14 protein-coding genes are annotated in these 15,978 nt (G+C 64.7%); 8 read left to right on the top strand and 6 right to left on the bottom strand.

Going from position 1 to position 15,978, the window contains the following annotated elements:
- Window positions 1-109 precede the first annotated feature (109 nt).
- Window positions 110-1,009: a LysR family transcriptional regulator gene (locus AB8717_RS09230; RefSeq protein WP_443750737.1), complete on the top strand. Its 900-nt coding sequence runs from the start codon at window positions 110-112 to the stop codon at window positions 1,007-1,009.
- A 23-nt stretch (window positions 1,010-1,032) separates the two neighbouring features.
- Here AB8717_RS09230 and AB8717_RS09225 read toward each other — a convergent pair whose 3' ends face one another.
- Together AB8717_RS09225 and AB8717_RS09220 are read right to left on the bottom strand one after the other, a co-directional pair.
- Window positions 1,033-2,958, bottom strand: a complete 1,926-nt coding sequence (locus AB8717_RS09225) for a response regulator (protein WP_443750736.1) — start codon at window positions 2,956-2,958, stop codon at window positions 1,033-1,035.
- A gap of 378 nt (window positions 2,959-3,336) precedes the next feature.
- Complete coding sequence (locus AB8717_RS09220) at window positions 3,337-5,928, bottom strand: calcium-binding protein (protein WP_443750735.1); 2,592 nt, start codon at window positions 5,926-5,928, stop codon at window positions 3,337-3,339.
- Between the two features lie 666 nt (window positions 5,929-6,594).
- On the opposite strand from AB8717_RS09220, the gene AB8717_RS09215 reads away from it, so the two are divergent.
- Window positions 6,595-7,332, top strand: a complete 738-nt coding sequence (locus AB8717_RS09215; protein WP_443750734.1) for an SIMPL domain-containing protein — start codon at window positions 6,595-6,597, stop codon at window positions 7,330-7,332.
- Window positions 7,333-7,448: 116 nt separating this feature from the next.
- The gene (locus AB8717_RS09210) at window positions 7,449-8,162 is read left to right on the top strand and encodes a trypsin-like peptidase domain-containing protein (protein WP_443750733.1); all 714 of its coding nucleotides are present in this window, start codon (window positions 7,449-7,451) and stop codon (window positions 8,160-8,162) included.
- 32 nt (window positions 8,163-8,194) lie between these two features.
- On the opposite strand, the gene AB8717_RS09205 is transcribed toward AB8717_RS09210, so the two are convergent.
- The gene (locus AB8717_RS09205; RefSeq protein WP_443750732.1) at window positions 8,195-8,593 is read right to left on the bottom strand and encodes a hypothetical protein; all 399 of its coding nucleotides are present in this window, start codon (window positions 8,591-8,593) and stop codon (window positions 8,195-8,197) included.
- A 126-nt stretch (window positions 8,594-8,719) separates the two neighbouring features.
- Here AB8717_RS09205 and AB8717_RS09200 point away from each other — a divergent pair, with 126 nt between their 5' ends.
- The 4 genes from AB8717_RS09200 (at window position 8,720) to AB8717_RS09185 (ending at window position 12,319) form a co-directional block, all read left to right on the top strand.
- Window positions 8,720-9,520: a hypothetical protein gene (locus AB8717_RS09200; RefSeq protein ID WP_443750731.1), complete on the top strand. Its 801-nt coding sequence runs from the start codon at window positions 8,720-8,722 to the stop codon at window positions 9,518-9,520.
- 2 nt (window positions 9,521-9,522) lie between these two features.
- The gene (locus tag AB8717_RS09195; RefSeq protein WP_443750730.1) at window positions 9,523-10,437 is read left to right on the top strand and encodes a M23 family metallopeptidase; all 915 of its coding nucleotides are present in this window, start codon (window positions 9,523-9,525) and stop codon (window positions 10,435-10,437) included.
- Window positions 10,438-10,446: 9 nt separating this feature from the next.
- Complete coding sequence (locus tag AB8717_RS09190) at window positions 10,447-10,953, top strand: DUF805 domain-containing protein (RefSeq protein WP_443750729.1); 507 nt, start codon at window positions 10,447-10,449, stop codon at window positions 10,951-10,953.
- A 79-nt stretch (window positions 10,954-11,032) separates the two neighbouring features.
- Window positions 11,033-12,319, top strand: coding sequence for an SMI1/KNR4 family protein (locus tag AB8717_RS09185; protein ID WP_443750728.1), 1,287 nt, complete (start codon window positions 11,033-11,035; stop codon window positions 12,317-12,319).
- Between the two features lie 73 nt (window positions 12,320-12,392).
- Here the strand turns inward: AB8717_RS09185 and AB8717_RS09180 are convergent, their stop codons facing one another.
- Together AB8717_RS09180 and AB8717_RS09175 are read right to left on the bottom strand one after the other, a co-directional pair.
- Window positions 12,393-13,007: an FMN-dependent NADH-azoreductase gene (locus AB8717_RS09180; protein WP_443750727.1), complete on the bottom strand. Its 615-nt coding sequence runs from the start codon at window positions 13,005-13,007 to the stop codon at window positions 12,393-12,395.
- Between the two features lie 81 nt (window positions 13,008-13,088).
- On the bottom strand, window positions 13,089-13,937 hold the full coding sequence (locus AB8717_RS09175) for a pirin family protein (RefSeq protein ID WP_443750726.1): 849 nt from the start codon (window positions 13,935-13,937) through the stop codon (window positions 13,089-13,091).
- Between the two features lie 120 nt (window positions 13,938-14,057).
- On the opposite strand from AB8717_RS09175, the gene AB8717_RS09170 reads away from it, so the two are divergent.
- The gene (locus tag AB8717_RS09170; RefSeq protein ID WP_443750725.1) at window positions 14,058-14,963 is read left to right on the top strand and encodes a LysR family transcriptional regulator; all 906 of its coding nucleotides are present in this window, start codon (window positions 14,058-14,060) and stop codon (window positions 14,961-14,963) included.
- On the opposite strand, the gene AB8717_RS09165 is transcribed toward AB8717_RS09170, so the two are convergent.
- Window positions 14,964-15,839 carry a hypothetical protein gene (locus AB8717_RS09165; protein ID WP_443750724.1) on the bottom strand — a complete coding sequence of 292 codons (876 nt, stop codon included), beginning with the start codon at window positions 15,837-15,839 and terminating at the stop codon, window positions 14,964-14,966. It lies immediately after the preceding gene.
- Window positions 15,840-15,978 lie beyond the last annotated feature (139 nt).

Here is a 15,978-nt window from a genome sequence, read left to right as displayed (position 1 = left end):
CGGGAAGGGCCGTTTTGACCGTCGGAAAACAATTCGATGCCGGAAGTTTAATCCGTGCGCATGACCGCGATTAGGCGCTATAATCGCCATGCCGTTATAAGGTCTGCTTATGAATACGCGCCCGAGTTTCGACGACCTCTCCGCCTTCGTCCATGTCGCCAAGGCGAGGAGCTTCACGCGCGCGGCAGCCAGGCTGGGCGTGTCGCAATCGGCGCTCAGCCAGACGGTCCGCGCGCTGGAAGAACGGCTGGGGTTGCGGCTTTTAACCCGGACAACGCGCAGCGTATCCCCAACCGAGGCCGGGGAGCGCCTGCTCCAGACGCTGGCGCCCCGGTTCGAGGACATCGAAAGCGAACTTGCGGCCCTGACGGCACTTCGCGACCGTCCGGCGGGAACGATCCGTATAACGGCAGGCGAGCACGCAGCCGTCTCGGTGCTCGAGCCTTCCATGAACAGCTTCCTCAATCACTATCCGGATATTACGGTTGAGATCATCGTAGACTATGGCCTGACGGATATCGTCGCCGAGCGTTTCGATGCCGGCGTCCGCCTGGGCGAGCAGGTCGCAAAGGACATGGTGGCTGTCAGGATCGGTCCCGACATGCGGATGGCCGTCGTCGGTTCGCCCGGCTATTTCCAACGGCATCCGAAACCAACCACGCCACACGACCTCACTGCGCACAACTGCATCAATATGCGCCTGCCCACCTATGGCGGCCTGTTCCCCTGGGAGTTCGAAAAAGACGGGCGCGAAGTGAATGTTCGTGTCGGCGGCCAGCTCGTCTATAACAATCTGGCGCTCAGGGTGAACTCGGCTTTGGCTGGTCTTGGGCTCGCATACATGCCCGAAGATCAGGTGCTTACGCATGTAAAGGCCGGTCGGCTATGTCGCGTGTTGGAAGACTGGTGTGAGCCATTCCCCGGCTACCACCTCTATTATCCAAGCCGGCGCAACCCGTCGCCGGCCTTTTCAGCCCTCGTCACAGCCCTTCGCTATCGTGTTGCATGAGGGACGGCGCCGTCCGAACGTCCCTACGCCCTCATCCCCAGCACGGCCCCGATCGTGCGGTCGAGCGTCTCGATCATGAACGGCTTGCGCAGGACGATCGCATCCCGCCCCGCCGCCGCCTCGATCGCCGTCGTATTGGAATAGCCGGTCGAAAAGACGATCGGCACGCCGGGGCAAATCCCGGCCGCCGCGCTGGCCACCTCGGCGCCGTTCATGCCCGGCATGGCGAAGTCGAGAATGATGACGTCCGGCGCCTCGCGCTTCAGCCAGTTCAGCCCCTCCTCGCCCTCCGACGCCACGGTCACCTCGTGCCCCAGCGTCTGCAAGGCCTCGGCCAGGGTTTCGCGCATCAGGGCGTCGTCGTCGATAACCAGCACCCTGGCCGCGCGCCGGGCGCCCGTGTCCTCGCCCGCGCCCGCATCCCCCGCGCCCGGAACAACCGCTTCAGGCGCCACCAGCGGCAGCAACAGCCGCACCTTCGTACCCTGGCCGGGCGCCGACTCGATACGCGCCGTGCCGCCGCCCTGGCGCGCGATGCCGTAGACCTGGCTAAGCCCCAGGCCCGTGCCCTTGCCGACCGCCTTGGTGGTGAAGAAGGGGTCGAAGGCGCGGCTGGCCACCGCCTCGGACATGCCCTCGCCCGTGTCGGCCACCGTGATTTCAGCGTAATCGCCGGGCGCCAGCTCGGCATCGTGTCCGATCTTCAGCCGCCGCGCTGACAGAGTCAGCCCGCCGCCGTCCGGCATGGCGTCACGGGCGTTGATCGCCAGGTTGAGCACGGCCATCTCGAGCTGGGTGGCGTCCGACAGGACCCGCAGCTCTTCCGGATCGATGTCCATCTGAAGCCGGATCATCGGCCCCAGGGTCCGTTCCAGCAGGGCCTGGGCGTCGCGCAGGACAGACGACACCGCCACGGGCCGGACCTCAAGCTTCTGCACGCGCGAAAAGGCCAGCAACTGCGCCGTCAGCCGCGTGCCGCGCTCGGCCGCCTGCAGGCCCATGTCGGCAAAGCGCGTGACCATGGCCGGGTTATCGGACTTGCGCCGGATCAGGTCGAAACTGCCGACCATCGTACCCAGCAGATTGTTGAAATCGTGGGCGATGCCGCCGGTCAGCTGGCCGACCGCCTCCATCTTCTGCGCCTGGGTCAGGGCCGCCTGGGCGTCGCGGATGGCGCCCTCCAGCGCGGCGTTGGTCTGGCGCACGGCGGTCTCGCCGCGCTTGCGGTCGGTGATGTCGATGGCGCTGATGCCGGCCATGGCGACCTGCCCTTCGGCCCCGCGCACCGGGAAGACGCTGGCCAGCCAGGTGCGCGTCTCGCCACCGAAGGCCGCGCTGCGCCCCTCAAGCTCGATACCCGCTTCGGCCTCGCCGCTCGTCAGCACGCGGTCGACCGCCGCGCGAATCGGGGCAGCCATGTCGGGCGCGGCTTCTTCCGGCGTCCGGCCGATGTGCTCGGCCATGGACAGGCCCGCCACCCGCGCCATGACCATGTTGACGCGGACATAACGGCCGTCGCGGCCGATAAAGGCAAAGCCGATGGGGGCGTTCTCGATCAGGGCGTCGAGGCCCGAGGCGGTTTCCTTGAGCAGCCCTTCGCGCGAGCGCAACCGCCCCAGCAGCCAGATGCTGAGCCCCGTCGTCACGGCAAAGCCGGTGAAACCGACCCCGCCCGTGGGGAACAGGGCGCGGAAATGCTGTTGCTCGGGCGGCAGGACGAACAGCCAGGCCAGGATGCCCGACAGCACGGCACAGGCTACGCCTGCCCTGCGTCCGTTGAGAACCGCGGCCAGCAGGACCGCCGGATAGAAGGTCAGGAACGGAAACGGCAGCAGGGCCTGGCCGAACGGTATCCGCACGGCCAGGGCCAGCAGGGCCAGACCCGCAGCCAGCCCGTAAGGAAACGCCGGATGGCGTCGCAAGGTCAGCAGTTGGCGGCCAGCATTCATGACGCCGTTGTACGGCGAAAATCAGTCGCCGTAAACGCGACTTCGATCATCGTAAGCGACATGACATATCGCTGAAGCACGAGTGTTCGTCGTTCGCTCCCCCTTCCGTCTGCTTTGCAGCCACCCCGTAAACGGGGAAGGAAGTATCCAGATCGGGATGAAATATGGTGGAAGCATAAAGGCCTTTTGCTTCATTCGGCTTCCCCCTTCCGTCTGCTTCGCTACGCTTCGCAGCCACCTTCCCCGTAAACGGGGAAGGAATTAAGCAAATAATATCATATAGTTCCTTCCCTGCGAAGCGGGGAAGGTGGCATCAAGGCCGCTCGCGGCCGAAGATGACGGAAGGGGCATTGCATAGATGCGCCGCGCACCAAGCGGCTAGACGAAGGTCAGGTCGCTCGCGGTCACCGTCGCTCCGGTATTGAAGGTGGCGATGGCAACAGCAGCATCGACGCCCGTGCCGTCGTCGTCCCAGTAAAGCGTGTGGGTCACCGCATCCCAGATGAACTGGGCCGAGGTGCCGACGGCGGCGCTGCCGGCGGTGAATTCGGATGCGCTCAGGACATGGCCCGCCGTGAAGCCGTAGTCGTCGCCGGTGAACCGCAGGACATCGGTGCCGTGGACGAAGTCCTGGACGGTATCGAGGCCGTTGGCGAAGTTGGCCGCGGCGAAGACGAAGGTGTCGGCGCCATTGCCGCCGTTGAGCACATCATTGCCCTGCCCGCCGATCAGCGTATCGTTGCTGTCTGCGCCATTGAGCGTATCATTCCCGCCCAGGCCCGACAGCACATTGTTGCCGCTGTTGCCGTTCAGCCCGTTGCCGATGCTGTTATTGCCCGTGCCGTTGATATCGGCGCTGCCCAGCAGGTTCAGGTTCTCGATGAAGTTGCCCAGTGTATAGCTGATGGTCGACATGACCCGGTCGCCGCCGCCGTCATTGATGCCGGCCCCGGTCGATTCTTCCGACACCACGTCGCCGATATTGTCGACATAGTAGGTGTCGTTGCCGGCCCCGCCATACATCGTATCCGCGCCCGTGCCGCCGTCGAGCGTGTCGTAGCCCTGGCCACCGTAAAGCGTATCCGAACCGTCGCCGCCGTTCAGCGAATCGGCCCCGGCGTCGCCGCTGAGCCGGTCGGTGTCCGCGCCGCCGTTCAGCGTGTCGTCGCCGTCGCCGCCATAGAGGCTGTCATCGCCCGCATTACCGTTCAGCAGGTCGGTGCCGGCCATGCCCCACAGGTGGTTGTTGCCGGCATTGCCGTTCAGCGAATTGTTGATGCCGTTGCCGGTGCCGTCGAGATAGCCGACGCCCAGCAGGTTCAGGTTCTCGATGAAATTGCCCAGCGTATAGCTGACGCTCGACAGCACGCGGTCGACCCCGCCGCCATCATCGACACCCGCGCCGGTCGATTCTTCGGACGCCACGTCGCTGGCGGAGTCGACATAGTAGAAGTCGTTGCCCGCCCCGCCATACATCGTGTCGCTGCCCGTGCCGCCGTCGAGCGTATCATTGCCCGCGCCGCCGGAAATCAGGTCCGCGCCCGCCCCGCCAACGAGCACATTGGCGCCGCCGTCACCGGTGATGTGGTCAGCCGCGTCGCCGCCGGTGACGTTCTCGAAGCCGGTGATGGTGTTGTCGCCGTAGCCGAAGCTGAGCGTATGCGCCCCCAGGTCGACCGTCGCCGCCAGGCCGCCGTCGACGACGAAGGTGTTGCCCACACCCGCGCCACCGTCGAAGGTATTGCCCGCGATGACGATATGGACCGCGCCGTCAGCCCCTTGCGCCCCGTCGGCCAGGTCGTGGCCGGAAAGGATCGGGTTGCCGTCGCCGTCGAAATCCCAGTCCGTATACTGGAATCCGCCCTCCCCGCCCGTGCCGCCGCTGCCGGCCTGGACCGAAACGCCGAAATGGAAGGCGGTGTTGTCACCGGCCGCACCCGTGAAGGTATCGTTGGAAATATCGATGTCGACATTACCGGCCGCGCCGCCATTGCCGGCCGCGCCCGCCGTGCCGAGATTGACAAAGGTGGGGTCGGCGAACTTGTCGGGATAGCTGAGGGTCACGTAGTCGACCCCGTAGCCGCTGCCGCCGCCCGATGCGCCGTCGCCGCCATTGCCGGACGTCGCCTGGACGTGGAAATTGCCGATATGGCTGAAGGCCGTGTCGGTCACGCTGACCGTGGCGTCGCCGCCTGCCCCGCCGTTGCCGCCGGCTCCGCCATCGCCAGCGCCGTCGCCATTGTGGCCCGCGCCACCGTTTGCGCCGTCGCGGCCGTTTCCGCCATTGCCGCCGTTACCGCCCGTCGCGGTCAGTGTGACCGTGCCGACCGTCAGGTTCGCGCCATCGATCGCGACTTCGGCCAGGCCCGCGGCCGCGCCGTTGCCGCCAGCGCCGCCATTGCCGCCATATCCGCCCTGGTCGTCGATGATACGCGGATTGTAGTCCGGCGCGCCGGTGCCGACGGCCGAGTCATAATAGAAGGAACTGGGGTGGCCGGGCGATCCCGTACCGCCACTGCCGCCATTGCCGCCGTTGCCGCTGACCGCGCTCAGCGTCAGGTACGAAGCCGTGGCGTGCAGGCCGTCGAGGCTGAGCTGCCCATCGCCGCCCATGCCGCCCACGCCGCCGGGCTGGCCGTCGGCCGCCGGGCTCCACACAGTCGTGGTGGTATATTCCGGCTTGTCGCCGCCATCGACCGGCGGATCGACCAGGGTCGTGGTGGATTCGCTGACTTCGTTGCCGGCCGCCCCGGCCTTGCCGCCGGAACCGCCCGAGCCGCCGTGTGCCGTGATGGCGATATTCGATCCGGTCAGGTCGCCCGGCGTCAGGGCATGATCGATATCCTGACCGTTTCCGCCGGCGCCGCCGGGCTGGCCTGTTCCGGCCGCAAGCGTCGCTGAGGCGGCGTCGGCGCCGTTCGCGCCATTCTGGCCGGCCTGGCCGTTGGTCCCTGTATAATTGACTGCCATGTCCTCACCCCAGTGTGCTGATTATCGTTGTAAACGGAATTTGCAGGCCGACGGTCCTGTGCGGCTTCGCAGCCCGCGAACGCTTGTCGATATTGCGATAGACGCCGGGGTGCCCGCCGGGAACGCACTACACCTATTGGTGCGCCAAAGCATATTTCACGGCTGACATCTGTCAATCGCACCCCCGATAACACTTGGTAACAGCCGACCCACTGAAATCGCCGCAAAGGCATAAAAAAACCGGCCTTTCGGCCGGATTGCAGCAGGAGGAAAGAAGCCCGGACGCCAAGGCTAGGGGGGGGCGATGAATGGCGCCCGGGCATCTTTGCGCCGGTGACCGACGCAAGCACAGGTTAGCCCGGCGAGAAATAAAAAGGCGATGTGGTTCGCAGTCCCGGACCTGATTTATCCCCAGGCCGCGCTCTCCTCCCGCCCGGCCGGGCACAAAAAAAGAGACCGCCGGAGGAAGGACGGTCTCTTGAAAAGTATGGGACCACCAATTCACCGTCCGGCGTATAAAAAAGCCATGTGGCCACCCCCTGAATTTTATAAACGGGACGCCAATACCGCCATTCAGCCGCCGTTCAGCCGCGAAGCGCCATTAAGGGTGGCAGATCGCGACGGTTCCGAAACCGGAACCGCGCCGACATACGGAGAGAGATTATCATGACGACCCCGCGCCTGCTGAAAGCCACCACCGCCCTGGCTGTCGCCGCGTCCCTGTTCGCCGCACCGATGGCGTTCGCCGCCGACACCCTGCCCTCGCCGCCGATGATGATGCCGACGACGCTCAGTCTCAGCGCCACCGGCCAGGTCAGCGCCACGCCCGACATGGCGACCATCGGTTTTGCCGTGGTGACGCAGGGCAAGACGGCGTCCGACGCCATGAAGGCCAACAATGCCCGCATGAATGCCGTGCTGGCCGCTCTGAAGACCGCCGGCATTGCCGCCAAGGATATCCGGACGTCCAGCCTCAACCTCAATCCGCAGTACGTCTACAACAACAACCAGCCGCCGCAGTTGACGGGCTATGAGGCGCGCGACCAGATTACGGTGCGCGTCAACGACCTTAACCAGACCGGCCCGGTGATCGACGCCGTCATCAAGGCCGGCATCAACCAGATCGACCAGATCAATTTCGGCCTGAAGAACGACGACGCCGTGCTCGACCAGGCGCGCCAGCAAGCCGTGGCGACCTTGCAGCAGCGGGCGCAACTTTACGCGGCGGCGGCCGGCCTGAAGGTCAAGCGCATCCTCAATATCGAGGAAGGCAGCCCGAACGTCGTGCGTCCGCCGATGCCGATGATGGCCGCGCGCTTCAAGGCGGCGGATGAATCGACCCCCGTCGCTACAGGCGACCTGCAGGAAAGCGTGACCGTCTCGGCGACGTTCGAACTGCAATAAGGCCAGAGTCTCCTCCCCATTAAAATGGGGAGGAGACCTATGCACACGCATCAATCCTATGCGCGCCTCCGGAAACCGGCTATAGGCGGAGGAGGCGATTTCCGGGGAGCCGATCGATGAAGCTGAAAAGCCTGACGGCCGCGGCCCTGCTTTTGATGTCCGCATCACCGGCCGTCGCCGTGACGCCCCCCGCCCCCACCGTCACCCGGACCCAGGTCCTGCTGCGCAACATCATTCGCTTCAGGACCGGCCAGGAAGCCGCCGGCGCTTCGGCCTTCATGCTTGACGTCCGGGGCCGGACCTATGCCGTGACCGTCAAGCACATGCTGGGCGAAGACATGGGCGTTGTGCCGCCTGTCAAGCCGAGCGCGGTCAATACCCAGCTCAAGGAATGGCTGTTCTTCGTCCCCGGCACGCGCTCGGTCGTGGCCCGCGCCCGCCAGCTTGTGACGCCGAACGACAATCTCGATATAGACCGCGTCGCGCTCTCACTCGAGGCCGGAACAATGTCGCCCGGCATATCGGTCCTTAAGCTGGCCGACAGCGCGCCGAAGGTCGGCGATACGCTCTTCATCATGGGCTGCCTCTATTCCGACGAGGCCTGCCACCAGACGACCTATCGCGTCACCTATCTCGGCAGCGACAACGGCTATATGGTCGTCAAGCCGATCGATGTGATTGCCGATTTTTCGGGCTTTTCAGGCGCGCCGGTCGTCGATGCCGAAGGCCAGGCGGTCGCGCTCGGCCGCGGCGCGATCGGCGAAGGCACGTACAAGGGCGACTATGTCTTGTATAGCCTGGCCGGGTTCGACAAGGACATCCTGAACTAGCCGGAGTGGTCCTATCGGTCGCACTCGAACCGTCAGGTCTTAGAGCACGGTCCCGAGCGGAAACTTACGTCTTCGACCTGCGTGTCACCCGGTCCGCTGGGATCGGGCTGCCCTCCGGTCGTCGTCAGGTACAGGCACCGGTCCTGTCTGACAAACACCATGCCGCACTCGCCCGGATCGACCGCCGCACATGACCCGATTTCCGGGAAAGCCGCGCAGGTCTTGTCATCCACCTGCATGCACGGGCCGGATACAGGTTTCCAGCCGTAGCCGAGGATGACCTTTCGGGCCGAAACATATTCCATATATTCCAGCTTCAAAGTCTTATCCGCCGCGGGCTGCGCCTTCTGCGGCGCCAGCCGTAAGGCTGCAAAGCCGCCTATTGCCGCCAAAACGGCAATAGCCAGAAACAGGCCTATCCCTCTTTTCATCTTGCCCCCATTTTCCACACCGGAACCTAAGTCCAGGGGCCCAAAATGTCAAAACAGTCACCCCGTCCCGCGTTGCGAACATGGTTATCATAGGTTAATGTCGCGCCGGGATCAAAGGGGGGCGGCATGACGCAGCACCGAAAGAAGCCGGACCGGCTGGCGCAGTTCGCCGTCGTCGCCTGTGCGCTCGCAGCCGTTATCGCGGTTGTGTCCGCGCAAAAAAGCCATGGCCAGAGCCAGACGGCAAATACAGCCGCCACCGGCGCCCGGCCGATCGCGGCCTCGACGGCACCCTCGCAGGCGGCAGCCGCGAAACCGGCGCCCATCCTGCTGCGCCGCGCCCTGCCGCCCGCGCCTGTGCAATGGCAGGCCGCCCTGCAAAGCCAGGCGCGCAATGCCCAGATCCGCCGCCCCGACAGCCTGGCGCTGAAACTGCCCAAGGCGCAGCTCGACCAGATCCGCCTGCCGGTCGTCCTGCCGCGCTCCGGCCTGATCAACACCGCCAAGGCCAAACTCCTGAGCTTCGGCGACGCCTATGCGCTCAACATGCCGCAACCCAAGGGCACGCAGCTGACCATGTACGGCAACCGCTCCTTCGTCCAGGCCGACAAGGGCGCCATCTCGTCGCGCCCCGTCGTCCGGCTGGCCGGCGTGCCCGAAGACATCCGCATTTCGCAGACCGAGGACGGCTGGACGGCGACCTTCACGCGCTACGGCGTCGTCTACAGCATCGACCTGTCGTGCGACGACACAGCCAGCGCCGACTGCACGTCGGACACATACCTGCGCAAGGCCATCGCCGAGTTCACGGACGTCTCGGTCGGCGCCCAGGCGCAGACCGAGGCCAAGGCGCCCGCCAAGGTCCAGGTTTCCCCAAGCCTGTTCGACCAGCTCGGCAAGACCTTCTCGGCGAAAAAGGGAGGCTGATCATGCGCAAACCGGTCCTTATCCCCCTCTTCGCCCTCGCCCCCCTTCTGGCGGCGCTTTCCGGTTGCGACCAGTTGATGCCGCCGTCCGGCAATGACACCAGCAGCGTGGCCGCCCCGGCGTCGGAGGCCGCATCGGAGACCGCGTCCGAAAGCGTTTCGGACAGCGCCTCCGCCTCGGCGGAAACGTCCTCGTCGGCGGAATCCTCATCCTCCGTCGCGGCGATCGACTTCCCGCATGATCCGGCGACGCAACTCGTTTCGGGTTCCGGCCAGGGCTATACGGACACGTCGAACTGGGCGCCGGGCATCTGCTTCCCGATCGCCGCCACGGCCGCCTATGCCAACAGCCAGGTCTACAGCCCCGGCGGCGACCACTATCCGTCGTACGGCCACGCCTCCGGCAGCCAGTGCGACAGCAAGAACTATTCGTATCCGTGGCACGACAATTTCTGCGAGGCGCGCTCGTGGTCGAACGTCATGTGCAAGTCCGGCCAGGGCCACCAGGGCCAGGACATCCGTCCGCAGACCTGCAAGGCCAAGACCTATTGGGCGATCGCGGTCGAAGACGGCACCATCACCCAGGTCGGGTCGTACACGGTCGCCCTGACCGGCACCGACACGCCGCACCGCATCTTCCGCTACCTGCACCTCGATGCCGGCACGCTGAAGGTCAAGGTCGGCGATCACGTGGTGCGCGGCCAGAAGATTGGGCTGGTCTCGGACAATTTCGGCACATCGAACGGCGTGCCGCAGCACACGACCATCCATCTGCATTTCGAAATCCGCGTCGCCCAGTCGGAAACCCTCTCCGACGGTACGGTTCTGGCGGCGTCGAGCTTCGTGCCGCCGTATACGGCGCTGGTCGACGCCTATTCGCGGCACCTCAACGGCGAAGACTGCAAGGTGGTGGAGTAAGCCGTCACCGTGCCCGAGAGTGTCAACGCGTTTCTCAGCCTGCTGATATCGCCGCGCCGCATGTCGCGGCGGCTGTATCTCCTGTTCGTCATGCTGGTGAATATCTACCTGTTCCTGGATTTCCGGCTGGAGCCGGAAACACCTCCGGACTGGCTGGACACCCTGCTGCGGACCCTTTTCATGTTCCTGTTCGCCCTGCGCCTGCACTGGGCCACCCGGCGGCTGCACGATATCGGCGTGACCGCATACCTGGCCGCGCCCGTGGCCCTGGTCCTGGGCGCCGGGATCGTCGGGAACACCGCCTCGTTTCTCAATCTCGATCCGCCCGCCATCTTCAACCAGCCCTCGCCCATCGCCTATCATGGCATGACGAACGGGGTATTCGGGATTCTGATCATCCTGGCCGTCGTGCTGCTGGAAGAGCTTGCCCTGATGATCATCCCTGGCAACAAGGGACCGAACCGCTTCGGCCCGCCGCCGGGGGCGAAGCCGCCGAAACCCGCCGACCTTTTCTGATCAAAGCAACCCCGCCTGCCCGGCGGGGGCCTTATCCATGCCGGACTGCCGGAAACAATAATTTGCAGGGGGAATACACATGGCCGACGACGGGATCATTGCGGAAGACGATCCGCGTATCGAAGCAGGATATGCGACGCTTAGGGGCTACTGGGACGCCATCGGTCCCAGCGACAGCGACGTCATTACCTACCTGGTCAACCCGCAGTTCATGGGCGCCCCCGAATGGCCGAACACGCGGCAAGCCTATCGCGTGGTGCGCCCGGAAGGCAGCCTGATCATCGCGTCGGACGGCTTGTCCGATCCGTTCGTCGGCACGGACATCACCGACCAGCAGGGTTTCGGCTGCGAGGTCTATATCGAAGCGCCCGAACTGGCCGGCGCGGACTTCGACACCCTACGCGAGAGCTGGGCCTTTGAGCTGATCGAAATGCTGGCGCAAAACGTCGCCAATGCCGGCGGTCTTTCCGCCCGTATCGATCGCTACGGTATCCTGTCGATGGAACTGCCTCTTGAAGACGCGCTTCCCCCTGAATGGGCGACCCCGGATGGAACGATCGGCTGCCTGATCAATGCGCCGGTGGCAGGACGCCCTGCGCGCGTCGAAGGCATGCCCTTCGGCCGCCTCGACATCTATTGTGTCAAGCTTCTGACGCCCGAGCAGACGGCGTCGCTGGTTTCCGGCGGACTTGAGGCCCGCGACAAGCTCGTCGAACAGTTGCTCCGGACACCCGGCGGTCATATCTCGTCGCTGAAGGTCTTGTCCTCCGCCGCTCCCGATGATGCTCAGCCTATCTCGTGGCGAGACCTGGTCGAAAGTGTATGTCCCGACTGCAAGTTCGCCGACGGCGCAACGGAGGCGTCGATCGCAGCTCTGGAAGCCGAGTTCGGGATCACCATTCCAGCGGAGTTGTGGTCGCTGCTGCGAGAAAGCGACGGTATCGGGGACGCCTACCATGACGGCATCCGTCCGGTGGACCGGATAAGAACAATCAATCAGGAAATGCGCGGCACAGAAGGTTTCGCCGATCTGTATGCGTCTTTCGATGCCATGATAATCTTCGGCGAGTTGGGGGGTGGCGACCTTGCCTTCTTCCCGATCTCACCGGAGGGGCGGATTGTAAGTGACGCGGTCTATATCTGGGATCATGAGACCGACGAACGCCTGCCCTATGCTGACAGCCTGCGTGCGTTCGTGGAGAAATGGTACGGACAAGACCTCGAAGACGAGGAGGCCTGGGAATACGACGAAGGCACGGCGACCGAGAGTCATCAGACCCCCGAATCCGAGGCACCGTCCAACACGTCACCGGGTCGCTCCGCACAATGGCTCTCCGGGATATTGGGCAAGATATTCGGCAAGTAGGTCTGTCAAAAAGCAAAAAGCGCATCCCGATCGGACGACCGGAATGCGCTTTGAACGAGGACGTGTATAAGACTTACGCCGCTGCGGCCAGTTGGCCCAGGTCATTGCCCGCCGCCAGGATCGCCGCGTCGCGCGCGTCGGCCCCGAAGGCCAGCTTTTCAGCGCGGACGAAGGTCACGTCGGTGATGCCTGCGAAGCCCAGCATTGTGCGGATGTGCGGCTCCTGGCTGTCCATGACGGCGGCCGGGCCTTCGGAATAGAGGCCGCCACGCGACTCGATGACGATGGCCTTCTTGCCCTTGAGCAACCCTACCGGGCCGTTTTCCGTATAGCGGAAGGTCCGCCCGGCGCGCAGCACATAGTCGAACCAGGTCTTGAGCAGCGCCGTCACACCGAAATTGTACATGGGCGCGCCGATGACGACCAGGTCGGCGGCTTCGAGTTCCGAAACCAGCTTTTCCGAGGTCTCGGCCAGGGCCACCTCATCGGCGCTTTCGGCCGCCGTACCGGCAAAGCCTGCCAGGTTCAGGGCCGACAGGGCCGGCAGCGGATGGCGGCCAAGGTCGTGCTCGGTAAAGGTCGCGTCGAGGTGGCCGGCGGCGTAGGAGTTGCGGAACTGGTCGATCAGCTGGTTGGAAACCGAGCCGTTACCGGCGGCCGACGACTTGATGATCAGGACTTTAGACATGACAGTCTCCTTTGCCCGTTTGCTGCGGGCATTCTGGCAGTATGAAAACGTTGACGTGCGCGGCGATTAAGCCGCAAGAAACTAGTCGAAGAGACCGCGCTGGTAGTCGCGGATGGCTTCGTGGATTTCGGCGACGGTGTTCATGACGAACGGGCCGTGGCGGACGATGGGTTCCTTGATCGGAGCACCGGCCACTACCAGCACCCGGGCCTCGGCGGCCTGGGCTGTCAGCGTCAAGGTCCCCTCGCCCGCCAGCACGGCGGCCTGGGTCTTCTCGACGTGTGTCCCGGCAATATCGGCCGCGCCGTCATAGACGTAGGCGAAACCAGCGTGGCTGTCGGGGATATCGAGCGTGACCTCGGCGCCCGGCTGCAGAACCACGTCGGCGATATAGGGCTTCGTCGTCGGCGAGGCGATCGGACCGGTGATGCCGGATTGCCCGCCGGCGATCAGCTTGATCGTGTGGCCGGCCCCGGCGATCACCGGAATGGTGGCTGCCGGAATATCCTTATAGACCGGGTCCAGCATCTTTTCCTTTGCCGGCAGGTTCAGCCACAGCTGGAAGCCCTGCATCAGGCCGTCTTGCTGCTCGGGCATTTCCGAATGCTGCAGGCCGCGCGCCGTCGTCATCCACTGCACGGCGCCGGGGCCAAGCAGGCCTTCATTGCCGCGCGTGTCTTTGTGGCGCATGCGGCCCGCCAACATATAGGTGATGGTCTCGAAGCCGCGGTGCGGATGCTCGGGAAACCCCGCAATATAGGAATTGGGGTCGTCCGAGCGAAATTCGTCGAGCATCAGGAAGGGATCGACGTCCGGCAGCGCCTGGGTGCCGATGACGCGGTTGAGCCTGACGCCCGCGCCGTCCGAAGTCGGCAGGCCGCGCACAAGGCGGGCAACAGTGCGGGTTTTCGTTGCGGTTTGCGTCGTCATGACGATGTCTCCTTGCCGGGGTGGCCCCGGGATGACCTGTATATAGCTCAGGCCAATCGTTGCAAAAAGCCACGGAATATGAGCATTTATGTTGCAGAAATTGAAACGATAGGCTTACCCATGGATCGCCCCGCCGTAGACTTCTCCGACGTCCAGGCCTTCTTTCTCGTGGCCGACACGGGCAGTGTCGTGCGTGCCGCCGAGCGGCTCGGCATCTCCAAATCCAAGGTCAGCCGCCAAGTGTCGCGGCTGGAAGAGGCTTTGAATGCCCGGCTGCTGACGCGCAACGTGCGCGGCGCGCAACTGACCGACGCCGGCCATCTCTATTATCAGCGCGCCAAGGCCGCCATGTCCGATCTGGAAGCCGCCGGCGAAGCGGTGGCGGCCTCGGTCTCCGACATCGCCGGACCGATCCGGCTGACGGGTCCGTTGAGTTTCGGCGTCAGCCACCTGGCCGGCGCCTTGTCGGAATTCGCGGCCAGCCATCCGAAGATCGATTTCGACATCAGCTTTTCCGACAAGCGCATCGACCTGGTGCGTGAAGGCTTCGATGTGGCGATACGCATCGGCAAGCTTCAGGATTCGGCGCTGATCGCGCGCAGGCTCGGCCGCGTCCACGCCATCACGGTCGCCTCCACGGCCTATCTCGAACAAATGGGCCGGCCGAAGACGCCCGACGATCTGGCGCACCATCATGGCCTCTACTACGCCAACGCCAACCCGACAGCCGTATGGAGCTATGTCGTCGATGGCCGGGAAAAGTCGATCCGGGTGCCGCAGCGTTTGCGCGCCGACAATGGCGACATGCTGCTGAAAGCGGCGATCGCGGGCCTGGGCGTGGCGCGCCTGCCGACCTTCATCGCGGCCGAGGCCGTCCAGGCCGGTCTGGTCGAGGCCGTGCTGACCGATTACGAGGTCGGCCAGTCGGAAATCCATGCCGTCATGCCCCCGGCCCTGTCGGCGACGGCGCGCATCCGGGCGCTTGTCGATTTCCTGACGCTGAAGTTCCGGGCCGAGGTGCTGTAGTCACGGAGCCTGCTCGTAGTGCCAATGCTTCGCGGCGGGCGGCGGCTTGACCGGTTCGAACACCATGTCGCGGAAATCGGCGACGCAGCGCATCACCGCGGCCCCCTGCGGCGCCCCCACGTCGGCGGCCGCCGCACGGAACAGGCAGCCGTTCTGCGACACCAGCAGATCGCCGTTTTGATCCCAGTCGGCCCAGTCGGTCCTGTCCAGCCGCAGCCAGACCGAACCATCAGCCGACAGGACCTCGTAATCCGCCCGGTCGCGGTTTCCGGGAGGACCGGCCTCGCGGGTCGTCTGCATCAGCAAGGCCGCACCGGCCATCGACCGCTTTTCGTACAGCGGCGACATCTTGTCATTGGCGTTGTAGCGCGCCGCCGGATCTGACAGGCCCCATCCGTCGCGCAGCAGGCGTTCGTGATACATGTCCTGCCCGGCCGAACCGTCCCAGGCCCGCCGCAAGACAGTCATTCCGTTCCGCAACCTAAACCCCTTCGCCAGGTCCATCTCATCCGCACGATGATTCAATCGGATCGCACGGTCCGCGTCGAACAGTCCACCGCCGGCACCGACCCGCGTTTGCGGCCACATGGCCAGCGCCGTGAAATACGGTGGGCGGCTGACGGCGGTCCATGCCGGCGGCGTCAGCTCCCGCCCCGGCTTTGCGGCATAATAGATCAGATAGTCGCCCTGGGGCGAAAGGTCGGCGAACCGGTCGAAAACCGTGCCTTTGAACCATTGCCCGGGCTGAAAGCTGTCGGACTCAAGGTCCCAGCGGATCATGCGGGTAAGGTTTTTGACGTCATGACGGAAAATGGCGGCGACGCGGCCCTGGCGCGCCATGATGACGAAAAGACGGCAGGCCGGCGAGGCAAACATGGCGAGGGTCCGGAACGGGTTTGGCCGGCAGGGTGCACCCGGCTACCGCGAAAGTCCATCCACATCCGGCGTACCGTGAAGATTCGCGCTTCATTTCAAAAATTCCAGATTCTTACGCGATCGACACATCGTTGAAATT

The sequence above is a fragment of the Asticcacaulis solisilvae genome (genome assembly GCF_052327315.1).
GTDB lineage: Bacteria > Pseudomonadota > Alphaproteobacteria > Caulobacterales > Caulobacteraceae > Asticcacaulis > Asticcacaulis solisilvae_B.
This window is presented reverse-complemented; position numbering and strand designations above follow the sequence as displayed.